A 22,574-nucleotide genomic window follows, 5' to 3' on the forward strand; every position below is an offset into this window, starting at 1 on the left:
TGGTTTCTTAGTTCCACTGTTCCTTGATCTTCTTGATGATTTGCCTGTAATCTTCGCCCTGACCGCGCAAAACGGCCCGCCTGCCTCCAGATTCGACAAGGTGAAGCTCTACCTCCAGGTAAGGCCGAGGGAGTGTGTTTTTTATTTTATCCGCCCATTCTACCGCGACCACCCCCTGGCGCGTGAAATATTCATCAAGCCCGGTCTCATAAAAATCAAAGCCTTCCAGCCGGTAGACATCCAGGTGGTAAAAAGGCACACGCCCGGGATACTCATGGGCCAGGGTAAAACTGGGGCTGGCCACCACGTAATCCTCAGGCACTTCCAGGCCCTGAGCCAGACCCTGGATCAGGCAGGTTTTGCCAGCCCCGAGGTCACCTACCAGCGCCACGACTGAATCTGGACCGAGGCGCCTTCCCAGAAGATAACCCAGACGTCGGGTCTCTTCTGGTGAGGCCAAGAAAAATGTTGCTTCCACTTTCAAGCCCAGCCGGGTGACAGAATCTCTGCAAGTTTATGTTCAGGTCAAGCGATAAACCTGCTCCATAACCCGGGCAGCCAGGCCAGCAGGTCCGAGGCCAGCAGTCCGACCGAGCCTTTGGCGGCCGCGGCCTCATCTGCAGCCAGGCCGTGAACAAAGACACCCAGGCGTGAAGCATCCAGCACGGACAACCCCTGGGAAATCAGGCCGACCACTATACCGGTCAGGATATCTCCCATGCCTCCGGAGGCCATATGCGGCCCGCCGGTGGTATTCAGGAAGACCCGGCCGTCAGGCGCCCCGATAACGGTGCGGTAGCCCTTTAGTACCAGGATGACCCCGTGGGTTTTACTAAAATCCACGGCTGTTTTGAGGCGGCTGGCCTGGATTTGGCTCACGGACAGCCCTGCCAAACGAGACATCTCACCGGGGTGCGGCGTGAGCGTGACTTCACGTCTGGCCTTTTTCAACAGATTCACGGCCCCGGTTAAAGCGTTCAGCCCATCAGCGTCTATAACCAGCGGTAGCTCACAATGTTCGACCAGGCCTCTGACCACTTCAATCGCGCCGGGCCGCGCGGACAACCCCGGCCCCAGCGCTAAGGCAGACTTGCCTTCGGCTAATTCCAGAACACGATCCAGGGCCTGGGGGGCCAGGAATCCCGGTTCAGCCTCGGGCAGCGGTTCGGTCATCACCTCTGTCACCTTTTGTTCCAGAATAGCGTTGAGGCTCTGAGGCACGGCCAGGGTAGTCAAACCGGCTCCGCTGCGAGCCGCCGCCAGGCCAGCCATGGCCGCGGCCCCGGTCTTGCCGGTGGAACCGGCCACGATCAGGACATGACCGTAATGCCCCTTATGTCCATCCCGGGCCCTGGGCTTAAGCAGCCCTTTCAGAGTATCCTCAAGCAGAAGCTCTGAGGCCGGGCCGATCTCAGCCAGGACATGCGGCGGAATTCCGATATCTACCACTTCTAACTGCCCGACGAATTCTTCGCCTGGAGGTAAAAAAAGGCCAGCCTTGGGCAGGCCGAAGGTCACGGTCAGATCGGCCCGCACCCCTGCGCCCCAGATGCCGCCTGTATCCGAATCCAAACCCGAAGGCACGTCCACCGCCACCACGGTCCGACCGGCGCCGTTGATGCGATGAATGACCTCCCGGTAAATACCCCTGACTTCCGCATTCAACCCGGTTCCCAAAATAGCGTCCACGATTAAATCAACGCCTGATAAATCAATACGATCCAGGTCAGACTCCTCCTGGACTTCAATGACCTCCAGGTTCATCCTGAAGACGATCTCCAGGTTTGTCTGCGCCTCACCTGTGACCTGATCTCGACGGCCGAGAAGGTAAACTCGAACCCGGGCCCCCCAGCCGTGGAAGACGCGGGCCATAACGAATCCATCTCCGCCGTTATTGCCTCTCCCGGAGATCACGGCCACCTCGCGTCCCGCCAGCCGGCCAAAATGCTCCTGCGCCAGAACGGCCGCGCCCCGTCCGGCGTTCTCCATCAACACCGCGCCAGGCAAACCGCACTCCTTGATCGTCTTTTCATCAATACGTCTCATCTCTGCGGCGGTGACAAACTGCATCTCAAACCTCGATTACCACGAAAGCCTGGGCCAGGCCTGCCTCATCAGTCAGGGAAAGATGGCTGGCTTTGAGTTTGACCTTGCGGGCGACCTGAGCGGCGGTGCCGGACAGGGCCAGAAAAGGTTTGCCTCGGGCGTTATGCTGAACCTCGATATCGCGCCACAGGAGTTCACTGCTCCTTAAGCCCAGGCCCACGGCCTTGGAAAAGGCTTCCTTGGCTGCAAAGCGCATGGCCAGACATGCAGCCGAGCGGGGACGCGAACGGCAGGCCTCAATTTCGGCCGGAGTAAAGAGCCGCTTCTCAAAACGCACCCCCCAGCGCCCCCAGGCCCGAGCAATCCTTTCGATTTCGATTAAATCCACTCCAATTCCATAAATCATTTTAAACCCGAAAAAAAGCAGCTGAAATTAAGCTCCGTTCAAAGGTGAACCCGGGGCATGTCCTTTTCAATGGTCTCTTAATTTTGCATTTCTCCTGCTGAGTCTAGAGAGGCCGAACCAGCTCCACCATTTCACGGACCGCCCGTTCAATGCCAACCAGAACGGCCCGCGAGATGATGCTATGACCGATGGAGTACTCCTCAGCCTTGGTTTCCAGGCCAACAAACCTTTTTATATTAGTGTAATTAAGACCATGACCGGTGTTAACCCTCAGACCCAAGGCAACGGACAGCTTGATTGCCTCGGCGACGCTGGAAAAAAAACGAGTCGCCTCTGCCTCGTTCCTGGCGTCGGCGTAATGACCGGTGTGGATCTCTACGAAATTGGCGCCCGCGGCCTTGGCTGCTTCGACCTGCTTCGAATCGGCGTCAATGAAAAGGCTGACCAGAATGCCCGCCTCCTGCAAGGCCGTCACGGCCCGGGCCATCTCTTTTTCACGGCCCGCTACATCGAGGCCGCCTTCAGTTGTCAGTTCTTCTCTCTTTTCCGGAACCAGGGTGGACATCTCCGGCTTAATCTCCGCGGCGATCCTGATCATCTCTTCAGTGGCAGCCATCTCCAGGTTGAGTTTTGTCTTGACGGTCTGCCGGAGCAGATTGACATCACGATCCTGAATGTGCCGCCGGTCTTCCCGCAGATGAACGATAATCCCGTCAGCCCCGGCCAGCTCGGCCAGAGCGGCGGCGGCGACAGGGTCGGGTTCATCAATCCCTCTGGCCTGTCGAAGGGTAGCCACATGATCCACATTTACCGATAATAAAGCCACTGCTTTTTCCTCTCTTTCCAAAAAAATGCACCTGGTGCCTTGAAAGGCCAAGTGCTTCGGGATAATAAGCGGGCCGAAGGCAACCGCTCTAGTAGCCTAATGTCCGCCACATTTCTTTGCTCTTGGCCTCCATCCGAGCGGCCTCCTTTGGCGACCCCTCATGATCATAGCCGACTAGATGCAGAATACCATGAATCAGGTAGAAATCCAACATCTCTTCCAGAGTCAATCTTCCCTTCTCCGCCTCAGCGGCGGCTGTTTCCACGGACATGACCACATCCCCGAGGAGCTCGGGATTAATCTGGCTGAAAGATCCTTCTTTCATGGCAAAGGAGATGACATTCGTCGGGCCTTCACGGTTGAGATATTCTTTATTGAGCCGGCTGATCTCGGCGTCATCCACCAGGACAAGGGAAAGCTCAGCCTCAGAATATCCCAAGGCGTCTAAGATCTTCCTGGCCTGCGCCGTTAATCGTTTGATCTTTATCGGGAGAATCTTTTGGCGATTGCTTATATCTATAGCCATTGGCCGCCCTGGGCTGTTGAGGCATCTCTTGAGCCGCTAGTTCGGGGTACTCGATCCGGCGGTGGAAAATACCTGTCAGGATCTTGTTGAAGATGTTGGCGATAAGATGTAAATCCTTGAGCGTCAGCTCGCACTCATCAAGCTGACCGTCAGAAAAGACGTTGTTGATGATCTTTTGGACCATGCCTTGAATACGAGCCGGCGCAGGCTCTACCAGAGTTCGGCAGGCAGCCTCCACGTTATCTGCCAAAAGAACCAGGCCAGCTTCCTTTGTTTGAGGTTTGGGTCCGGGATAACGGTAGTCCTCGACCTCGATTTGAGGGTGAGCCTCACTCTGACCGTCCCGGGCCTTCTGGTAGAAGTAGGTGATGAGGCTGGTGCCATGGTGCTGCTGGATAATGTCAATGATATCCTGGCCGAGCCTGTTCCGCCTGGCCAGCTCCACCCCGTCCTTGATGTGAGAAATAAGGATCAGGCTGGACATGGATGGCGCCAGTTTCTCATGTTTATTATGCCCGGAAACCTGGTTTTCCACGAAATAAAGGGGTTTTTTCAACTTCCCGATGTCATGGTAATGGGCGCTGGCTTTGGCCAGAAGAGGATTGGCCCCGATAGTCTCCGCCGCCGCTTCGACCATGACCCCAACGATAATAGAGTGATGGTATGTCCCCGGAGCCTGAACCATCAAGTCTCTGAGGATAGGGCGGTCCAGATTAGCCAGTTCCATGAGCTTGATGTCCGTGGTGTAACGGAAAATCATCTCAATAAGGGGGGTCAGGCCGGTGACGATAATGCCGGCTAAAAGCCCATTCAGCAGCCCTGCCCCCATATCAATCAGCATTTGGGATGATAGAGAAGTTTCATTATATAAACTCAGACCGAGCAGGATCCCGGCGTTAACCAGGCCGACCAGGATTCCTGACTGGACAATCGCCCCGCGTTCATGAACGCGGCCCACCGAGGCCAGCCCCACGATTGCCCCGACAAGATAATAAAAGGACAGAACAAAGCTGCCTGATAAAAGCCCGGTTAATGTGGAGATGGCAATGGCATAAAGAACGGCTAAAAACGGCCGCAGAAAAATGGCCGCCACCATTCCTCCGGCCGCCAGCGGCATCAGGTAAAGGAGCGTATTCTCTCCGAGTCCGACACCTCCCCTGACCAGAGCCGTACCAACCATGGAAGCCGCTTCGGCCAGGACCAGACTGACCGCCAGAAGGAAGGTCAGAAAAATAAGGTCTTTGTCCTTCAGGCGTGTCCCGGTGAAGCTCTTGAAGCTGGCAGTATAGATCACAGCTAAAAAGATCAGGGCTAGAAGGAAAACACCGCCAAGGCGGAAAAACCCGTCAAACTCGGCGCTGGCGCGGGAAAGGGCCTTAAGCTTCTGTCTGGCCAGTAAATCAACCCTCTCTCCTTCGCGGATGATCATCTCGCCGCGCTTGACCTGGAAAAAGACCGGCGCGGCCTCACGAACCGCTTCCAGTCGGCGTTTCGCTGTTTCCGCCTGGTTCGGCCTCATATTGGGCTGGAGAATCGAGCGGGCTAAGGCAACCATGGCCTTGATCTGGCCGGGCTTGAAATCATCCCGGTACAGAAGAGCCCGGGCCATAACCATTTGCTGAGCCTGTCTTAAGCTCAGGAAGGAACTCAGACTTGAATACGTCTTTTCCCGCTTCGAGAAAATATGACGGACGATGACCCCTTTATCTTCCGGGGCCGCAAGCAGGTCCTGGTCAGCCACAATGCCTCGCTCCAGAAGTTCAGTCACCAATTGGATAACAGCCTTTTCAGACTGAAGAGAGAATTTTATCTGGGAAAAGGAGTTAAAGGCTTTACTTTTAGGGTCCAAGCCAAAGGCGGCATTGAATCGCTTTTTAAACAGACTCAATGTCTGGGCATCAGGCTTGGCCGTAATGTCACCGGGCGCCGGAGGGGCATCCGCAGAAAAGGACTGGTAGAGGTAACGACCCTGGGTAAAGACGCTGCTTACCAGTTCACGAGCACGGGAAGCGGCCTGATCATCCAAATCGAAGATCGGTAAGGAATTACGACTGACCGCCGCTCTTTTGGCCACGGTCGAGGCCTGATCCAGAATCATCAGGTCCTGATCGGCCTTGATGTCCCGGTCGGCGACGTCTCCGACTTGCATCTCTATCTCTCGCGGAGAAAGCCCCGGGAAGGCCAGGAGGGCTAAAAACAGCGCCAGTAAAAGCATGAGGCAGAGGCGCAGCAGGACCGGGTTGACCAGAGGCCCTTGCTTAGCTTTGTTCCGCCGGGCGGTTCCCTTGATCTGGAGGCCCGGGACATGCAGCAGGAGACGGCTCACCTTTCCCTCCCTCTCAACCGCTGCGTGATTATTCTTTTTCAGCCTGTCCTTTCCTGACGGTCTGGGGGCTGTTTTATTCAAAGTTATCATAAGCCTTGATTATATCTCTAACGAGGCGATGCCTGACCACGTCCTTTTCGGAAAAATATATAAAGGCGATACCTCCGATACCAGATAGAATCTGAGCGGCCTCGATGAGTCCGGAGGCCTTGCCTTCGGGCAGGTCTATCTGGGTTATATCTCCGGTAATGACCGCTTTTGAGGTAAAACCGAGGCGGGTCAGGAACATCTTCATCTGTTCACTGGTCGTATTCTGCGCCTCGTCGAGGATGACAAATGAATCGTTCAAGGTGCGGCCTCGCATGAAGGCCAGCGGCGCCACCTCGATCGCTCCTTTGGAAATAAGGCGCGAGGCCTGTTCAAAGTCCATCATGTCGTGCAGGGCATCGTAAAGCGGTCTCAGGTAGGGATTAACCTTCTCGTAAAGGTCACCTGGCAGGAAGCCCAGCTTTTCGCCCGCCTCCACCGCGGGCCTGGCCAGGATGATGCGGTGAATAGAGCCCGCGGTCAGCTCCGCCACAGCCATGGCCATGGCAAGGTAGGTCTTACCTGTGCCGGCCGGGCCGATACCGAAGACGATGTCCTGCTTCCGAATAGCCTCGGTGTAATGTTTTTGAGTCAGGCTCTTGGGGGTGATGACGCTTTTGTTGACCGCGATAAAGACGGTGTCCAGAAATATCTCCTTCAGGCTGACTTTCTCCCCGCTCATCAGGATGCGGACAGCGTAATCCACGTCCTGAGGGTAGAGCGGGTAGCCGTCCTTGAGCAGTTCGTAGAGTTCACTTAGAATTCTGCGCGCCAGGCCGACCTCAATCGGGTCGCCCTCCAGGTACACCGTGCTTCCCCGGGTGTGAATCTTAAGGCCGACCTCAGCCTCTATAAACTTGAGGTGCTTTTCATGTTCACCAAATAAAGCCCTGGCCAGAAGCGTATCCGGGAAAGTAAGTTTATCGGGAGGATCGGTGGGGCCTTCACTCATGTGTAAATTCAACGTTAAACACCTTCGCCCAGGATCTGGATCAAGACGCGCCGTTCTCGCGGGCGGTTATCAAAATCAAGCAGCACGATCTGCTGCCAGGTACCGAGGGCCAAACTTCCTTCAGTCACGGGGATGGATAATGAAGGCTTGAGCAAGGCGGCCCGAACATGGGAATACCCGTTCCCATCACCCCAGCGCAGGTCATGCTCGTAATCCATGCCTTCAGGAGCCAGCCGCTCAATGGTCCGGGCCAGGTCGTTGAGAACGCCGCTTTCGTACTCAATGGTCGTTACAGAAGCTGTCGAACCCGGAACAAAGACCACCAGAATCCCGCTGGTTATCTCACTTTCGGCCAGTTTCTCCTGAACCTGACCGGTCAAATCAATAATGTCGGTCCGGGCTGAGGTTTTTAAAAGCAGTTCATAACTTTTGGCCTGCATCTTCGCCAACCACCTCTATAGGCGGTCTCTTTAGCACATTCTTCTGTCCAAGTGCAAGCCCATTCTTTCACCGCCAAAAAAGCGCTCTGGACCTATGTTTCGAGTTTGCCAGGCCCGGGTCGAAACATCTTGACGGGCCGTCTGGATCTGGTTATTATCAAATAACCTCTCCTCGGCAGGCAGATAAAAATGAACGGCATTGACATCGCCATTCTGGTCATCCTTTGTTTCTTTTTTCTCAAAGGTCTCATTCGAGGGTTTATTAAAGAAATTTTTACCATCGTGGGCCTTCTGATCGCCTTTTTTCTGGCTATCCTGTATTATCCTCAGACAGCCGACTTGCTCGAACAATTTTTCCAAAACCTCTCTTACCGGAACCTCCTGGTCTTAAGCTTCCTTTCCCTCTTCCTGGCCGTTTATATTATCATTATAGTCCTGGCTTTAATCCTGGACAGGTTCGTCAAAGTCACAATGGCAAAACCCATCAACATCCTGCTCGGCGGAGTGGTGGGCTTTGCCAAAGGCATCATCCTGGCCTCTCTTTTATTACTCGTTGTATCCGGCTTTATCGAATCAAATTCAACCATCCTGCGCGAATCTCTGACACGGCCCTACCTTCGCTTCGTTACGACTAGCATGCTAAAACTGATTCCAGCCGACCTGGAAAAGTATTTGGATCTTGAGAAAAAGAAGCTGCCTCAGAAGCTGGAAGGCGATCTTATTGATCTTACCAAATCGAAAGGCGGCCTGAAATTACCAAAAAAGGTACCAGCCCGGCGTCCTTAAAGAATTGAACCAGAGAAACATGACTAGCGCCATGCCTCCCCTGAAACGGATCAGCAGGATCCTTGAGAGCCTTCTCGATCCGAAGCAGGGGTGTCCCTGGGACAGGGAACAAACACCAGCTACACTGAAATCGTACCTGCTCGAAGAAACTTATGAGCTCCTGGCCGCGATTGAGCAAGGAGACATTCCGGCTATCAAAGAGGAACTGGGAGACTGTCTCTTTCTGCTTGCTTTTATGAGCCGTCTTTATGAGGCCGCGGAACAGTTTGATCTGGAGGAGGTCCTGAATGCGGCGGCCGATAAGATCGTTCAGCGTCACCCGCATGTTTTTGGCGAAGCCGAGACCCTGAACCGGGCGAGTGAAGTCAAGAGAAAATGGCATGAACTGAAACAGGCACAAAAACGGCCTGGCCCGTACTTGTCCAGCGTCCCTCAAAACCTCCCAGCCCTAATGCGGGCCCATCGCTTGAGTGAACGGGCCGGCCGGGTCGGTTTCGACTGGAGCCAACCTGCTCAGGTCCTTGAGACCCTGGAAAAGGAAATTGTCGAGCTGAAAGAGGCAGTCAGCGCACAGGATCAGAGCCGGGTGTCAGCGGAACTGGGAGACGTTCTCTTCACACTGACCAATCTGACCCGTCACCTGAAAGTTAACGCCGAGCAGGCCCTGCAGGCTGCCAACAACCGTTTTCAAAAACGTTTTGATTACATAGAAGAGAAGCTGGCCGCCCGAAAACAAAGGCTTGAAGAGGCAACCCTGGCCGAGATGGACCAGATATGGGAGGAGGCAAAGGCCAAAGGCCTGTGATGGCGATCAAGGCGCCGGAAAAACAAAAAAAAGGCGCTAACCCGATTCAGATTGGCGCCCTGAGGATTTGGGGTATATGATGAGCGGATTAGGTTTCAGTCACCGTAATGGCGTCTTCCTCACAGACCTCCACACAGGAATCACACCCTAAACACTCGTCCACGTTGACCGGCTCAGCCTTTCCATCTACCAATTCAAGGACGTCCACCGGGCATACTTCCACACATTCCTCACATCCGACACATTTTTCTTTATCCACTTCTACTTGCCAAGCCATATTCAATTTACCTCCTTACAAGTTAATAAATGTACTAGCCAGACCAGGATCCTTTCGACAGCCTCCTTGCAGGTGAACTCGCAAATCCTTTAAGGCATTGGTCTAATTGACTTGAACTCAAACCTTGGCCCTATCATCTGACAATTCAGCCGGGTATCAACTTCAAGCTTCATTCAGACCGAGAATTCTCAAGACTTCCAAGCCTGAATGCAGGTCAAAGTTGACTCATGACTTTTACAACAGGAGAATTGAGATTGTCAAGGACAAAAAAGTTCCTCGATTAAATAACTCATCTGGTTGATATTATAAATATTTTAACAGGAAAAAGAGCTTGTCTCCGGTGAAACAAGCCCTTTGGAGTGATCGTTGAGAAGCTGAACCCTAGGCCCTGACCTCCTCCTTGACTGCCACGGCTATCTTGTAAAGCACGGTTAAAACCGTAAAACCAATGGCATACACTCCCAGGGTGATGAAAAGCTCAGGAACCGTGGGAGAGTACTCGGTCACTTGGTGCATGGGATTGGGAACAAAACCGCCCGAGATAATCCCGAGTCCCTTATCAATCCAGATGGAGATAAAGATCATTACGCAGGCCAGGCCTAATAACCTTTCATTATGGCGCACCTGCTGAAGAATGAGGAGCAGGATGGCCACGAAGGCGAGCGACATGGAGGCCCACATGTACGGCCTGAGGATACCGTGGCCCTCGAGGCCGAAGAAGAGGTATTTAAAATGGTCCATGTGCTCCGGTATCTGGCTGTAGAACACGGTAAAAACTTCAAGGAAAAAGAAAAAGACGTTTACAATGGCGGCGTAGGTCACGATCCTGGCCAGCATTTGAATGGCTTTGGTGCCTGGGTCGAACTTGGTAAACCTTCTGATGATAAGTGACAGGATGATGAGAAGGGCCGGCCCGCCGGCAAAGGCGGAGGCTAGAAAGCGGGGCGCCATGATGGCTGTGAGCCAGTAACCTCGCCCGGGGAGGCCGGCGAAGAGAAAAGCGGTTACAGTATGGATGCTGATGGCCCAGGGAATTGAGAGATAAATAAGCGGTTTAATCCAGCGCGGGGGCCGAATCCCTTTCCGCTCAGCGGATAGTGTAATCCAGCCGATTACGATATTGAGCAGGAGATATCCATTCAGGACCATGACATCCCAGAACATGATAGAATTGAGCGTGGGATAGAGGAAGATATTTAAAAGCCTGAAAGGCCGGCCCAGGTCCACGAAGACGAACAGCATGCACATCAAGATCGCGGAGACAGCCAGGAATTCGCCCAGGATGGTTATGCGGCCGAACTCCTTGTAATTATGCAGGTAGTAAGGCAGGACGACCATGACCGCCGAGGCGGCCACGCCCACCAGGAAGATGAGCTGGGCGATGTAAATCCCCCAGGAAACGTCCCGGCTCATGCCAGTAGTACCTAAGCCAACATAAAGCTGGTAGAGAAAGCAGATAACTCCCACTCCGATTAAGGCTATTAAAGCGGTCATCCACCCGTAATATTTTTTGCTTCCGAACAAAGGTTTTTCTAGCATAGCGACCTCATATTACATAAAAAATATTTGGTCCGGTTCCAAGACCTGGTTTGCGCCGAATCGAGAACCGCTCCCTCAGGATTTTTCTGACCTCGGAGTTGGGGTCGTCCAGGTCACCAAAGACCAGGGCCTTCTCCTTACATGCCTCCACACATAATGGAATCTTACCGATAGCAAGTCTTTCGGCGCAGAAATTGCATTTCTCCACCACACCCTTGGCCCTGGTCGGGAAATCTGGATTAGTATCATCCAGATAGTTCCGCGGATTAAACCAGTTGAAGCTCCTTGAACCATAGGGACAGGCGGCCATACAAAAACGGCATCCAATGCAGCGATGGAAGTCCATCATGACAACCCCGTCCTCTTTCCGCTTAAATGTCGCCTGTGTCGGGCAAACCCTGACACAAGGAGGATTGTCGCAGTGGTTGCAGAGCACCATAAAAGGCTGGCGCTCTAAACGCTCGGCCAAATGTTCATGCTCCTGGGTCGGGAAGGCATGTTTGAAGTCTTCGTTCCAGATCCATTTTATCTCATGCTTAGCATTATTTATTTCCGGGACATTGTGACCGCGGTGGCAGGCAGTAATGCAGTCACGACAGTCGTCTCTGCACTTCTTCATATCAACGACCATGGCCCAGTGTGTCCCTTCCAGGGCCTCCTGATCCGTGGCGTAGGTTGGCTCACCTGCCTGGACGAGTGAATCTAAAACAGGCTTGGCACCCACTCCCAGCACGGACAGCCCGGCTATTTTCAGGAATTTTCTTCTGCTGCTTTCCATCACGTTTTCCCCTTTTCCGTCAAATGGCAATCCCAGCAATAAGGTAAGACCCCCAGATAGTTGTGACACTTGTCACAAAAATCAGCCTTGCTGGTATGGCAGTCCAAACAGGTATCGGTCAGACTCATTTTAAACGTCTTGCCATTTTTATTGGTATAGATTCGGTTGGCAACACGGACGACGTTGTCTCTCCAATTATTCAAAAGCTGCATGTGGGAAGCCTTCATATAATTCGTCGCCTCCACGCACGCTTTCTGGTCCTTGGGGTAGGGGCGCTCCGGTGTAGTCGAGGCCTTCCCCCGGTTATACCAGAACGGAAACGTTATCAGGATGAGAAAGATAACGAGCCCGGCCGTAATCTTGCCTCCATCATACATCCTCTTCATCCTCCATCTCTCCAAGGGGTTCGCGCCTGAGATCAAGTTCTCTCTTCTTTTCGCCCTTCATTATGAGCGCGTTGCCCAACAGTTCGTGAATGCCGCAGACACCGACCTCAGGAACCCAGTATTCCATCAAGGGTGGGAGAGTCACTCTGTCAATGGCGCAAATGCAGGCTAGCATATTCACGCCGTATTTTTGATGGACATAGTCCACGGCATTGGCCCTGGGGAAACCGGCCCGCAATCTCATCTCCATGTATTCCTCTGTATTCAGACCGGCCCCGCCTCCACAGCAGAATGTCTGCTCCTTGATGGTGTTTTCTGGCATTTCATAAAAATTATTGCAGATATTTTTGATTATGTATCGCGGCTCCTCAAGAAGCCCCATGGCCCTGGCAGGATTGCAGGAGTCATGGAAGGTGACCTTCAGGTGGTCATTGCGGCTCGGGTCCAGTTCCAGCCGGTTGTGCTTGATCAGATCGGCTGTAAATTCAGTGATATGAACCATCTTGGTTGAAGCGGTGTTGTCGAACCTCGTTCCAGTAATCGGGGAAACCGGCACCTCTAAGAAATCTGCCGGGCCGTTCATGGTATCCATGTACTGGTTGACGACGCGCCACATGTGGCCGCATTCACCGCCGAGAATCCATTTGACCCCCAGTCTCTCGGCTTCAGCATACATCTTGGCGTTTAACCTTTTCATGGCCTCATGCGAGGTGAACAGGCCGAAGTTTCCGCCTTCCGAGGCATAGGTGCTCCAGGTGTAATCAAGCCCGAGATACTCGAAGAGCATGATGTAACCCATAAGGGTGTAGATGCCCGGATCTGCGAAGACATCTCCGGAGGGCGTGATGAAAAGAATCTCAGCGCCTTTGCGATTGAAGGTCGGCTCAATCTTGAGGCCGGTGACCTCTTCGATATCCTCAACCATATACATGATATTGTCTTTGAAGGTGTGCGGCTTGAGCCCGAGGTGATTCCCGGTCAAAAAGCAGTTCGCAACCGGTTCGAGGATCCAGTTGATATTGCAGCCGACCTCGGTCAGGAGTTCCCGGCCCAGGATGGTGATTTCCGCCGTATCAATGCCATAGGGGCAGAAGACCGAACAACGCCGGCATTCGGTGCACTGGTAGAAGTAATCGAACCACTCCTTGACCACGTCCATGGTGAGCTCCCTGGCGCCGACCAGCTTCCCTAGTACTTTGCCCGATTTGGTGAAATGGTATTTATAGACCGACCTGAGAAGCTCACCCCTGAGGACAGGCATATTTTTAGGATCGCCGGAGCCGAGAAAGAACTGGCATTTGTCCGCGCAGGCGCCGCACCTGACGCAAATATCCATAAAAAGCCTTAGGGTCCGAAATTTACCCAATCGGTCTTCAAAACCGTCGAGGATGATCTCTTTCCAGTTGTCCGGAAGCTTCCAGTCCTCATCGGTGGGCGACCATTCCCTTGGATTCGGGAGATCAAGGATTTCCAGGGACTGGGGCTTGGTAGGATAGCAAAAACTGCCTGTTTTGAATTCCGCAGGCGTATCCATCCATCCCGTGCGTGGAGGTGTATAGTCTATCTTGGCTAGTTCTTCTGGTGCAGGAATTTCATCTGCCATTTTGTTCAATCCTTTTCTACTGGTATGTCAGCCTCTTTCATTAGCTCTCTAAAATCGTCCTCATACTCCTGGTAGGTATGGACCTTAACCGGGTAATTCCAGGGATTGATATGCCTGATGGCCCGGTTAGTATTTGCCAGGTTCCTGGTGGGACTCAAGAAAATCCCTCCGCTGTGCATCAGCTTACTGAATGGGAAATAGGCAATTAAAACACTGACATAAAACAGGTGGATGTAAAATAGATAGCTCACCCCGCTGATACCGTTTTCAGGCAGCTTGGGATGCAGGCCGGCCAGGCTGACGGCCAGCTCTCTGACGCTGATGACATCTACCTTGAAGAAATACCTCATCAGAATGCCGCTACCCGCGATGCAAAAGATCAGAAAGAGAGGAAAATAATCTGAGGCGAGAGAGATGTACCTGAGCTGCGGCACCACGACCCGGCGCACAAAGAGATAGCTTATGGCTGCAATCAAGGCAACACCGCTCATCATCCATACGGGCAGCCCCACTTCCATAAGCCCGTCCACGGTCTCGAGCCAGGGAATAAAAAAAGGCACCGGATCTAAGAAAAACCTTAAGTGCCTTATAATCACGGTCAAAAAAGCATAATGAAAAACCAGGCCCGCTAGCCAGAGCCATGGAAACCCACCATAAGCAAGCCTCGGGCCCTCTTTCAATTCAGACCTGGTCAGCTTGAACAGCGACCGGAAAACTAAAACCTCCAGCGCCATGCGGATGATTACTTCCAAGAGATTGCTGGGATTTTCAATTCTGTTCCGCTTGATCCAGGGAAGAGACTTCTGCTGGCCGCTGGTAGTGGGGATGCGAAACGGCACGGCAGACTTGCCCCATATTACCATCCGGTAAACGATACCTAAGATAAAAATAATGACAGCAGCGTACGGGATGATAATCCCAAAAAGATATTTGAGGTTCACCGCCGTCGTTCCGATCCAGGGAATCAAACCGATGACAACAACCGCGAAAAGTGAAAAAGCGACGTTCATACTTTGTTACCTCATTATTATGTAAGGCTTTCAGGCTAACTCCCGCCAGCTCCCGGCTTTTTTGACATTGTCCCGCGCCTCGGGCCATGCCCCGTGATCAAGTCTAGCCTGTTCATTTGAAGCTCTTTTATCTTGATCTTGTGAACTTTCTCACGACAGGACATATACACGTCAAAGGCGAGCAGGGCTAAATCGTCAATTCGGGATTCAAGTTCAAGCAACTCCTCAGAGATCCGCTTATCCTGGACCTCTTCATCCAGCTCCGCCCTGATTACCTGTTTGAGCAGGAAGATGAAGTCAAGGGCCGCAGAAGGTGAAAAGTCCTGAACAGCCCTGATCCTAATAATCTTGTCAAGACAGGCGGAGAGCTCATCAGGCTCGGCCTGCCTGTGAAGCGCGTCAAATATGGCTTCTATTTGCGTCGAAGCCGTATACCCTACCGGGTCGGCAAAGCGGTTTTTCTTCTTTTTCATGAATTTGGACATCTCAACCGAATACGTATCCGCGATCAAGGCAAACCACTTTTTAATTATGCCAGACCGTTTTTCCGCTAAAAGGTTTTCTAGGTCCATGTGAAAAATTTCCTATGGGGTTTGAAAAAAGATACCACTGCCCCACGACTCATCTGTTTCAAGCCGCGCACTCCCCGCTGGCCGGGAATAAACAGCGGTCGCACTCAGCGGCATTGATATCATATACCTTTAAATACGTCAACCCGAAAAAAGCTCCGGGGGGCCATCTTGTTTAAACGCAAGGCCTTCAAGCCCAGCCCGGACCGGCCTCTTTCAATCGGCCTGCCGGGCTTCGAGGGCCGCTTGAGCCAGATCCCCGACAATCCTGGTCTCGAGCCTTTTACCCTCATAAAGCAAGAAGCGTCCCTGATCCTCGACCAAGCCCTTAAGATCATCCTCAGCCTCAACCCACGTCATGCGGCCCAGGCACCAGCAGGCCAGGCCCCGCGCGCCAGAATCAGGATCGTTCAGACAATCAAGCACCAAATCACCGGCCTCCTCGACCAGGTCGGGACGAACCGGGGTGACCCGCGCGATGGCCCAGAGTGAGCCTCTCCGGAAGACTTCCTTCTCAATTTTTGAAATCACGATCGGGAAAAAGTCCTCCACCAGGTCCGGGTCATTTACGCAAATTTCGCCCAAGGCTTCGGGCGCGGACCAGCCGATGCTGCCAGAATCGTCATTGATCGTCCAGATCAGCCGGGCAATAACTTTCTCCAACAAAAAAGGATCCTCCCGGGCCACCCAGCCCATGGCTGTAACCGCTCGCCAGCGCATCAGTTCCTCAGTATCGAAAAGCAGCCGGTTGACAGCCCCAACGACCCGGCGATCCCGGGCTAAAAGGGTGAGAAACCCTTCCCGGTCGTTCTTTGCCAGCAGTTTGTAAACCTCAGATTTAAGGCTCATGAGCCGCTTTCCTTTGAGGTCTGCTCACAGCTTCCTTATGTTTGAACGCCAGGTCAATGAGCGCCTCGGCCCAGCGGGTCGTTCCCAAGGCGTGCAGGTGGGTATAAGTCCCGAGAACGTTATTAACGGCCAGCCCGTCCAGTCCTCGATCAAATCCGTAACCCCGCCGGACCTCGAAGACAAGATTCACCTCAGATGGCTCGTATTTCAAAGGCCGCGAGTAATGAAATTCGTGACCAACCAGTTCATGGCCTGCCGCATAGAAAGGGTTGGACTTCACAGCCTTCAGAATCGTATAACCGTGACCCTGTGGCCGACTTTCCAGCCCGAAGGTCACCGGAAACACGCCGGCCATGGGATAGGTCTTCTCCTTGACCACCATCTCCCGGCCCAGGTACATCAAGCCGCCGCACTCAGCGTAAATGGGCAGGCCGGCAGCAGCAGCCCGGTAAAGCTCCCGGCGCAGACCTTCGTTACCCGCCAGAATTTCCGCGTGAGTTTCAGGGAAGCCTCCGCCCAGGTAGAGCGCGTCAACCTCTGGCATGACAGCCATGGACAGAGCTGAGAAAGTGACCAGCTGTGCGCCCAGCCGCTCCAGAAGTTCTAGATTCTCCGGGTAATAAAACTGGAAGGCCGAATCCCGAATGACCCCGATCTTGACCTGGCCCCGAGGTTCAGGGGCTGGTCCGGGCCAGAGGCCGGGTGAGTAATCAAGGTCCGGAGCGCTGAGGGCTAACTCCCATAACCGTTCCAGGTCCAGGTGTTTTTGGGCTAAATCCGCCAGGGTCTTAATAACGACCCCTCCCGCAGGATGTTCCTGCGGCGGGATCAAGCCCAGGTGGCGTTCTGGCAAAAACTGATCCCTGGCCCTGGGGACGGCGCCAAGAATGGACAGACCGGTCTCGGCCTCAATGGTGGATCTGACCAGGGCCTCCTGCCTGGAAGTGGCCACCTGGTTGAGAATCACCCCGCCGATGTGCACCGCGGGATCAAAGTGCAGACATCCCAGCACCACCGCGGCCAGGGTTCGGGTGGCCTTGGTGCAGTCCACGACCAGGACCACGGGCGCGCCAAGAAGCTTGGCCAGGGCGGCGGTGGAATTAGTCCCCGCCTCATCAGTCCCGTCATAGAGGCCGCGGTTTCCTTCGATTAAAGCGCCGTCCAGATCGCGTCCAACCCGGCCGGTAAATGACTGCATCACCTTTTCGGCGGTCATGAGGTAGGCGTCTAGATTAAAACAGGGAAATTGAGCCGCGCGGGCCAACCAGCCGGCGTCAATATAGTCAGGACCTTTTTTAAAAGGCACGAGGCGGCGGCCTTTACTTCGCCAGGCGGCCAGCAGGCCCATGGAAATGGTCGTTTTGCCGCCGCCGCCCCTAAGGGCCGCGACCGCTAAACGAGGGTAGGATACGTTCACTCTTTGTCCGAAGGGAGTTCCAACCAGGTGTGTCCACTATATGTGTAAACAAGCTTTCCTTCTGAGACCAGTACGGAGATGGCCTCTTTCACTTGCCTTTTATCAACCTTAAGCGACCTGGCCAGGGTTCTGGCCAGGTCGCCGGGTTTTATCTTCTTATGGCTCTCAGCCACCAAAATGAAGACTTCTTGTTTCAAGTCTTCGGGATTCATGCCTCTATTCGGTGAACGTGAACTGAGTGGTGTTCCGCCAGGTGGTCATGGCAAAGCGATAGTCGTCAATATGGAAGTGGGTAAATTCAATACCTGTCCTCTTGAAGAACTCCTCCCAGCCAACCCGCTCAATCCAATCACCCATGCGCTCGTAAGGCCGGGCATCGTCTGCGTAAACTTCGACGATGGTTCTGATGGTTTCAACCACTTCAGGCCAGCGCGGCGGATTATTTGGTATAAAAGGCACGGCCAGCTTGGAGAACTTGGGCATGGACCTGGCGTTGGAGACCTTGCCACCGACCCACAGGGCCACGCCGTCCCCGACTGGGTCAGCCAGAGGCATGGCCGGGCACATGGTATAGCAGTTACCGCAGAACATGCAGCGTTCATTATTAACCTGAACCGACTTGACCTGCTTCCCTTCGTCGTTTTCAAAATTATAGGGCCTGATGGCCGCGGTGGGACAGGAAGCGATGGTCGTCGGGACCTCGCATACTTTGAGCAGGCGCTCATGCTCGACCAACGGCGGTTTGCGGTGAACTCCCAGGATAGATATATCCGAGCAATGCACCGCGCCGCACATATTCAGGCAGCAGGCCAGTGAGATGCGGAGCTTGGCGGGTAATCTTTTATCATGAAAATACTCAAAAAGCTCGTCCATAACCGACTTGACGATACCCGAGGCGTCAATGGCCGGGGTATGGCAGTGAATCCATCCCTGGGTATGGATAATGTTGGTAATGCCCGCACCGGTGCCGCCGATGGCGTGGCCGTCGGCCTTGAGCTTGTCCTTCAAAGGCTGGAGTTTGGATTCATCAGAGACCAGAAATTCAATGTTATTCCGGGTGGTGAATCTCAGGAGTCCTTCAGAAAATTCGTCAGCCAGGGCCCCCAGGTCACGCATGTGCAGGGTGCTCATCAAGCGAGTCCCGGCGATACGCACCGTCCAGAGTTTGTCCCCGGTTTCAGAGACGTGCATGAGCACACCAGGTTCTAATTCCTCATGATAAAGCCACTTGCCATAATTCTTTTTGATAAAAGGGGTCCAATTCAAATCGTACTTCGGAGGACCGATATCGGTAATTTTATCTTTCATTGCGTCTGACATATTATACACCTCCTCCTGACCTAGGCCTGGTGCCTGGCCCGGTACTCCTCTAAGTCGCGTTCCCAACCGCCTTCAACGTCCTGTTCCAGGAAGAAGATGTACGGGTTGGACCTTGGCTCTTTAATCATCTGCGGAATGGGATCAATCTCTACCGCATCCAAAAAGGCCCGGTAGCCCAGCCGCTGAATCAGTTCGCCGACGCGTTCACGGTTTTTGCCATTTTCATCCCACCACTCCCAGAGTTTATCAATGAAGTCCTTGAGCTCAGTGTAGTTATCATCCAGGTCGTCGCTGACTTTTTCCATCTTCAGGAAAGGCATAACAACCGCGCTCATCTGGGCGCCCTCGAGAATAGGGGCCTTGGCGCCGATAAGGATGGTGGCGCCGACGTCGGTCCCGGGCCGAAGCGCCTTGGTCATGACATTGATGCAATGCATGCAGCGGGTGCATTTCTTGTTGTTGATTTGAATCTCACCGTCCTGATAAGACATGCACTCGGCCGGACAAAGATCAATGACATATTTCTGGATATCCAGCCCGGCGTCCGCGTAGTTCTGAACCTCTTTCTGGTTGATCCGAATTTCATCCCGCCACGTGCCGATAATGGAACAATCGGCCCGGGCAATGGCTGCGACGCAGTCGTTGGGACATCCAGAAGTCTTGAACTTGAACTTATAAGGCCAGGCCGGGCGGTGCATTTCATCCTGGTAAGTCATGGTGAGATTATAGGTGATGTCCTGGGTGTCGAGACAGGACCACTCACACCGCGCCCTGCCTACGCAGCAGCTCGGGGTCCGTAAGGCTGAACCGGAGCCGCCCAGATCAAAGCCATTGGCGGTCAGGTCCGCAAAACAGGGCTCCAGGGCCTCAGTCCGGCAGCCAAGGAAGATGATGTCACCGGTAGAGCCGTGCATGTTGGTGATCATGCTGCCGTGCTTGTCCCAGATATCGGCCAGGGTCCTCAGCTGCTCAGAGCTGTAAAACTTGCTGGCCGGCTGGTTGATACGCAGGGTGTGAAAGTGCGTAACAGACGGAAATAGATGGGGCACGTCCGAATAACGACCGATCACGCCGCCGCCGTACCCAAAGACACCAACGATTCCGCCGTGTTTCCAGTGACCGATCTTCTGCTCGTAAGACAGCTCGAGCTGACCCAGAAGATCATTGGCCGTGGGACTGCCGCCTTCATCAGCCGCTCGCTTTATATCCTTTACAAAGCTCGGCCACGGCCCTTTTTCGAGTTCATCAAGAAGGGGAGTTTTGTGAGTAATCGGCATAATTACCTCCAGATATTATGTTTAACGTTTCAGGTGCAACCTGAAAAATGATCCTTTAATAAAAAAAAAGCAGTGCCTCTCGATTGAAGAAACCCTAACCTAACCTCCTTCCCATGTTATTTTAAGATTAAGACCCTTAACGGCCTCATTGTGCCTTTATTACAGATTGAATCAACTGCCTGAAATAATGTATTTCAGTCACTATAATTTATCCAGGGAAATATAAATTTCCCTTAGTTTTTTGTCAATGAAAAAATTAAATGAAACTTCACGGTTTCAAGCCAATAGATTCGGAGGGATTTTTCAAATAAAGATACTCTATAAATCCTTCACCCGGGCCATGCGCTTATAAAACTCGGGACTGAAAACTGCCTGACCTAATCCGCGAGAGGGTCTTGCTTGAAGACCGGCGCCAGCTTGATAAAGCGAAGCCCCTATTAATGATCCACAATCGCCAGAATCTATGGACTCAACGATTAGAGGTCCTCAAGATCTCGGGCCCCGGGAAGCATATAATAAGTAGTGCTGCCACTGGACCAGTACTCAAGCGAATGGTCTTCGATCATGCCTTGAACGACCTTCTTAATTTCCTTTTTTTTCAGGCCGATGCCTTTGGCGATGTCACTTAAGTAGTGCATCTTTTTTGACTTTGCCTTCTTTTCCAGCCAGTCAAGTATTTGCTGTTTTATTTCGGCGTCTTCCATCCATTAACCTCCATCGGGCCAGTAGCCCAATTGATGAATGCCTGGACTATATGACCTTCAGGCATAATTGTCAAGGAGCTTGTTAATTTTTTAACAAAATACGAAAAAAATGTAACGGCTTGTAAATATTTTCAACACCGCAAAACGGCTTTATAATTTACCCATTCGCTCCAGGTGCTCCCGGATAAATCCGGCTTCTTTTTCCTTGCCCAGGCGCAAATAGATGTCATGGGCCATCTCCAGATAAGGTACAGCCTTTCCAGGATCATCCTGGCGTTCATAAACATCGGCCAGGCCGACCAGCCCCAGGGCCATGCGGTCTAAATCGCCAAGTTTCTCTGCCAGGGTAATCAGCTCCCGGTAGGAAGCCTCCACATCCGCCGCCGCCCCCTTGGCTTTATACAGGGGGATGATCTTTTCCAGGAAATAAATGGCCCCGACCTTGTCATCATCCTTCTGGCAGAGATCAAGCCCTTTGAGGGCATGATCGAGCGCTTCATCCCAATTTTCCCTCTTTACCACCAGGTCGGCCATTCGATCTAGAACCCAGGCCTGCCCTTGAGGCAGACCCATATCCTGATATATTTTCAAAGATTCCCGGAATAACTCTTCTGCGCTGTCAACCTTTTCCTGCCTCAAGGCCAGATCACCTAAATCAATCAAGGACCGAGCCAGATCTTCTGGCTGACCGCTTTCGCGGCAGAGCTGAGCGCATTGACTCAGAAACTCTTCGGCTGCGTCATAGACCTTTTCATCGAGGTAGATGCGGCCGATTTCATGGAGCGCCCTGGCCTCGGCCACGCGATCTCCTTCAGCCCGGGCAAAATCAAGGTCGTCTTGGAGCTGCTCCATCTGTTCGAGCCGATCCACAGGCCTTGCCTCTCTAACCCCGCGCGGCTTCTATTTTCCGGCCGACTTCAGGATCAACCGGATATTTCAGGCGCACCGCCTGGCGGTAATGCTCGGAAGCCTTGTTCGGGTCTCCTTTTTCCAGATAGGCCAGGGCCAGGTTGTAATGGGCCAAGGCGAAGTTATCGTCCTTTTCAAGGATCTTTTCATACCGGGCAATGACCCCATCCAGGTCCCCCTGCCGCTCCAGGACGCGCGCCAGAGACAGCTGCGCCGGAATCAACTCCGGATCTAATTCAATGGCCTTCTCAAAGGCCTGAGCCGATTCTTCAAGGCGATCCTGGAGCATCCGGGCAAAACCGATGTTGTTATATGCCAGGATGGCTCGCGGATTGATAGCCAGCGCCTTCTCATTTTCAGCAATGGCTTCATCCAGCTTCTTTTGCTTGAGATAGAGACCTCCCAGGTTGATATGGGCCTCAACCATATCAGGGTCCAGTTCCAGGGCCATTTTGAATGCAAATTCAGCGTCTTCGATCTGGCCTTTCTGCATAAAGGCCAAACCCAGATTATAATGAGCGGTTGGGTTTCGGGGTCTGGCCCCGATAAACTGCTTGAGACGGTCAATCAGACCCTCCAGTTTAATTTGCTCGTCAAATGTCATGGTTGCTCCTTAAAAACCACGTCAGTATTAATTGCGCATTTGAATGGACGTTTGGCCGTCATCGGTCAGGTTTCAGCCATCAATATTAAGCTAGGTCTGAATGTAACAGCTGAAAGCTGATAGCTGAAAGTG

Annotated in this window: 25 protein-coding genes; 2 read left to right on the top strand and 23 right to left on the bottom strand. The window is 53.1% G+C overall.

Annotated elements, in window-relative coordinates; translation table 11 throughout:
• Positions 1-7 precede the first annotated feature (7 nt).
• From tsaE to JRI95_02700, 8 genes are all read right to left on the bottom strand, one after another.
• Complete coding sequence (tsaE, locus tag JRI95_02665) at positions 8-460, bottom strand: tRNA (adenosine(37)-N6)-threonylcarbamoyltransferase complex ATPase subunit type 1 TsaE (GenBank protein MBW2060446.1); 453 nt, start codon at positions 458-460, stop codon at positions 8-10.
• Positions 461-525: 65 nt separating this feature from the next.
• Positions 526-2,070, bottom strand: coding sequence for an NAD(P)H-hydrate dehydratase (locus tag JRI95_02670; protein MBW2060447.1), 1,545 nt, complete (start codon positions 2,068-2,070; stop codon positions 526-528).
• Between the two features lies 1 nt (position 2,071).
• Entirely contained in the window at positions 2,072-2,452 is a 381-nt protein-coding gene (gene acpS / locus JRI95_02675; protein MBW2060448.1) for a holo-ACP synthase, read from the bottom strand.
• A gap of 103 nt (positions 2,453-2,555) precedes the next feature.
• The gene (locus tag JRI95_02680) at positions 2,556-3,278 is read right to left on the bottom strand and encodes a pyridoxine 5'-phosphate synthase (protein MBW2060449.1); all 723 of its coding nucleotides are present in this window, start codon (positions 3,276-3,278) and stop codon (positions 2,556-2,558) included.
• A gap of 88 nt (positions 3,279-3,366) precedes the next feature.
• Positions 3,367-3,804, bottom strand: coding sequence for an rRNA maturation RNase YbeY (ybeY, locus tag JRI95_02685; GenBank protein MBW2060450.1), 438 nt, complete (start codon positions 3,802-3,804; stop codon positions 3,367-3,369).
• Positions 3,704-6,130: an HDIG domain-containing protein gene (locus JRI95_02690; GenBank protein ID MBW2060451.1), complete on the bottom strand. Its 2,427-nt coding sequence runs from the start codon at positions 6,128-6,130 to the stop codon at positions 3,704-3,706. Before JRI95_02690 ends, ybeY begins: the two co-directional genes overlap by 101 nt.
• Before the next feature lie 73 nt (positions 6,131-6,203).
• On the bottom strand, positions 6,204-7,169 hold the full coding sequence (locus JRI95_02695; protein MBW2060452.1) for a PhoH family protein: 966 nt from the start codon (positions 7,167-7,169) through the stop codon (positions 6,204-6,206).
• 14 nt (positions 7,170-7,183) lie between these two features.
• The gene (locus tag JRI95_02700; GenBank protein MBW2060453.1) at positions 7,184-7,609 is read right to left on the bottom strand and encodes a YjbQ family protein; all 426 of its coding nucleotides are present in this window, start codon (positions 7,607-7,609) and stop codon (positions 7,184-7,186) included.
• 189 nt (positions 7,610-7,798) lie between these two features.
• On the opposite strand from JRI95_02700, the gene JRI95_02705 reads away from it, so the two are divergent.
• Both JRI95_02705 and mazG read left to right on the top strand, forming a co-directional pair.
• Positions 7,799-8,395, top strand: a complete 597-nt coding sequence (locus JRI95_02705; GenBank protein ID MBW2060454.1) for a CvpA family protein — start codon at positions 7,799-7,801, stop codon at positions 8,393-8,395.
• 4 nt (positions 8,396-8,399) lie between these two features.
• On the top strand, positions 8,400-9,200 hold the full coding sequence (gene mazG, locus JRI95_02710; protein ID MBW2060455.1) for a nucleoside triphosphate pyrophosphohydrolase: 801 nt from the start codon (positions 8,400-8,402) through the stop codon (positions 9,198-9,200).
• Positions 9,201-9,288: 88 nt separating this feature from the next.
• On the opposite strand, the gene JRI95_02715 is transcribed toward mazG, so the two are convergent.
• The 15 genes from JRI95_02715 to JRI95_02785 form a co-directional block, all read right to left on the bottom strand.
• Positions 9,289-9,477 carry a 4Fe-4S binding protein gene (locus tag JRI95_02715; protein MBW2060456.1) on the bottom strand — a complete coding sequence of 63 codons (189 nt, stop codon included), beginning with the start codon at positions 9,475-9,477 and terminating at the stop codon, positions 9,289-9,291.
• A gap of 381 nt (positions 9,478-9,858) precedes the next feature.
• The gene (gene nrfD, locus JRI95_02720; GenBank protein MBW2060457.1) at positions 9,859-11,016 is read right to left on the bottom strand and encodes a polysulfide reductase NrfD; all 1,158 of its coding nucleotides are present in this window, start codon (positions 11,014-11,016) and stop codon (positions 9,859-9,861) included.
• 7 nt (positions 11,017-11,023) lie between these two features.
• Entirely contained in the window at positions 11,024-11,794 is a 771-nt protein-coding gene (locus JRI95_02725) for a 4Fe-4S dicluster domain-containing protein (protein MBW2060458.1), read from the bottom strand.
• Positions 11,794-12,171 (bottom strand): sulfate reduction electron transfer complex DsrMKJOP subunit DsrJ, encoded by a 378-nt coding sequence (gene dsrJ, locus JRI95_02730; GenBank protein ID MBW2060459.1) that lies wholly within the window; start codon positions 12,169-12,171, stop codon positions 11,794-11,796. Before dsrJ ends, JRI95_02725 begins: the two co-directional genes overlap by 1 nt.
• Positions 12,164-13,783 carry a (Fe-S)-binding protein gene (locus tag JRI95_02735; GenBank protein ID MBW2060460.1) on the bottom strand — a complete coding sequence of 540 codons (1,620 nt, stop codon included), beginning with the start codon at positions 13,781-13,783 and terminating at the stop codon, positions 12,164-12,166. The genes dsrJ and JRI95_02735 overlap by 8 nt, the downstream gene beginning before the upstream one ends.
• Positions 13,784-13,788: 5 nt before the next feature.
• On the bottom strand, positions 13,789-14,793 hold the full coding sequence (gene dsrM, locus JRI95_02740; protein ID MBW2060461.1) for a sulfate reduction electron transfer complex DsrMKJOP subunit DsrM: 1,005 nt from the start codon (positions 14,791-14,793) through the stop codon (positions 13,789-13,791).
• Between the two features lie 35 nt (positions 14,794-14,828).
• Complete coding sequence (locus tag JRI95_02745; GenBank protein ID MBW2060462.1) at positions 14,829-15,365, bottom strand: RsbRD N-terminal domain-containing protein; 537 nt, start codon at positions 15,363-15,365, stop codon at positions 14,829-14,831.
• A gap of 213 nt (positions 15,366-15,578) precedes the next feature.
• A complete protein-coding gene (locus JRI95_02750; protein MBW2060463.1) occupies positions 15,579-16,211 on the bottom strand; it encodes a HEAT repeat domain-containing protein in 633 nt (210 codons plus the stop codon).
• On the bottom strand, positions 16,201-17,628 hold the full coding sequence (locus JRI95_02755) for a cobyrinate a,c-diamide synthase (GenBank protein ID MBW2060464.1): 1,428 nt from the start codon (positions 17,626-17,628) through the stop codon (positions 16,201-16,203). Before JRI95_02755 ends, JRI95_02750 begins: the two co-directional genes overlap by 11 nt.
• On the bottom strand, positions 17,625-17,840 hold the full coding sequence (locus JRI95_02760) for a hypothetical protein (protein MBW2060465.1): 216 nt from the start codon (positions 17,838-17,840) through the stop codon (positions 17,625-17,627). The genes JRI95_02755 and JRI95_02760 overlap by 4 nt, the downstream gene beginning before the upstream one ends.
• A gap of 4 nt (positions 17,841-17,844) precedes the next feature.
• The gene (gene dsrB, locus JRI95_02765) at positions 17,845-18,948 is read right to left on the bottom strand and encodes a dissimilatory-type sulfite reductase subunit beta (protein ID MBW2060466.1); all 1,104 of its coding nucleotides are present in this window, start codon (positions 18,946-18,948) and stop codon (positions 17,845-17,847) included.
• Between the two features lie 20 nt (positions 18,949-18,968).
• Positions 18,969-20,225, bottom strand: coding sequence for a dissimilatory-type sulfite reductase subunit alpha (dsrA, locus tag JRI95_02770; GenBank protein MBW2060467.1), 1,257 nt, complete (start codon positions 20,223-20,225; stop codon positions 18,969-18,971).
• Between the two features lie 476 nt (positions 20,226-20,701).
• Positions 20,702-20,929, bottom strand: a complete 228-nt coding sequence (locus JRI95_02775; protein ID MBW2060468.1) for a sulfite reductase — start codon at positions 20,927-20,929, stop codon at positions 20,702-20,704.
• A 150-nt stretch (positions 20,930-21,079) separates the two neighbouring features.
• The gene (locus JRI95_02780; GenBank protein ID MBW2060469.1) at positions 21,080-21,799 is read right to left on the bottom strand and encodes a tetratricopeptide repeat protein; all 720 of its coding nucleotides are present in this window, start codon (positions 21,797-21,799) and stop codon (positions 21,080-21,082) included.
• Between the two features lie 13 nt (positions 21,800-21,812).
• On the bottom strand, positions 21,813-22,442 hold the full coding sequence (locus tag JRI95_02785; GenBank protein ID MBW2060470.1) for a tetratricopeptide repeat protein: 630 nt from the start codon (positions 22,440-22,442) through the stop codon (positions 21,813-21,815).
• Between the last annotated feature and the right edge of the window lie 132 nt (positions 22,443-22,574).

It is taken from the genome of Deltaproteobacteria bacterium (assembly GCA_019308995.1).
GTDB lineage: Bacteria > Desulfobacterota > Desulfarculia > Adiutricales > JAFDHD01 > JAFDHD01.

Bases quoted from the DNA above. Each gene is read 5' to 3' on its own strand.
- JRI95_02725 (MBW2060458.1), bottom strand. From the start codon at position 11,794: ATGGAAAGCAGCAGAAGAAAATTCCTGAAAATAGCCGGGCTGTCCGTG.
- JRI95_02775 (MBW2060468.1), bottom strand. From the start codon at position 20,929: ATGGAAGACGCCGAAATAAAACAGCAAATACTTGACTGGCTGGAAAAG.
- JRI95_02750 (MBW2060463.1), bottom strand. From the start codon at position 16,211: ATGAGCCTTAAATCTGAGGTTTACAAACTGCTGGCAAAGAACGACCGG.
- nrfD (MBW2060457.1), bottom strand. From the start codon at position 11,016: ATGCTAGAAAAACCTTTGTTCGGAAGCAAAAAATATTACGGGTGGATG.
- JRI95_02715 (MBW2060456.1), bottom strand. From the start codon at position 9,477: ATGGCTTGGCAAGTAGAAGTGGATAAAGAAAAATGTGTCGGATGTGAG.
- acpS (MBW2060448.1), bottom strand. From the start codon at position 2,452: ATGATTTATGGAATTGGAGTGGATTTAATCGAAATCGAAAGGATTGCT.
- JRI95_02705 (MBW2060454.1), top strand. From the start codon at position 7,799: ATGAACGGCATTGACATCGCCATTCTGGTCATCCTTTGTTTCTTTTTT.
- JRI95_02745 (MBW2060462.1), bottom strand. From the start codon at position 15,365: ATGGACCTAGAAAACCTTTTAGCGGAAAAACGGTCTGGCATAATTAAA.
- JRI95_02785 (MBW2060470.1), bottom strand. From the start codon at position 22,442: ATGACATTTGACGAGCAAATTAAACTGGAGGGTCTGATTGACCGTCTC.
- dsrB (MBW2060466.1), bottom strand. From the start codon at position 18,948: ATGTCAGACGCAATGAAAGATAAAATTACCGATATCGGTCCTCCGAAG.
- JRI95_02735 (MBW2060460.1), bottom strand. From the start codon at position 13,783: ATGGCAGATGAAATTCCTGCACCAGAAGAACTAGCCAAGATAGACTAT.
- dsrM (MBW2060461.1), bottom strand. From the start codon at position 14,793: ATGAACGTCGCTTTTTCACTTTTCGCGGTTGTTGTCATCGGTTTGATT.
- dsrJ (MBW2060459.1), bottom strand. From the start codon at position 12,171: ATGTATGATGGAGGCAAGATTACGGCCGGGCTCGTTATCTTTCTCATC.
- JRI95_02670 (MBW2060447.1), bottom strand. From the start codon at position 2,070: ATGCAGTTTGTCACCGCCGCAGAGATGAGACGTATTGATGAAAAGACG.
- ybeY (MBW2060450.1), bottom strand. From the start codon at position 3,804: ATGGCTATAGATATAAGCAATCGCCAAAAGATTCTCCCGATAAAGATC.
- JRI95_02760 (MBW2060465.1), bottom strand. From the start codon at position 17,840: ATGAATCCCGAAGACTTGAAACAAGAAGTCTTCATTTTGGTGGCTGAG.
- JRI95_02700 (MBW2060453.1), bottom strand. From the start codon at position 7,609: ATGCAGGCCAAAAGTTATGAACTGCTTTTAAAAACCTCAGCCCGGACC.
- dsrA (MBW2060467.1), bottom strand. From the start codon at position 20,225: ATGCCGATTACTCACAAAACTCCCCTTCTTGATGAACTCGAAAAAGGG.
- JRI95_02695 (MBW2060452.1), bottom strand. From the start codon at position 7,169: ATGAGTGAAGGCCCCACCGATCCTCCCGATAAACTTACTTTCCCGGAT.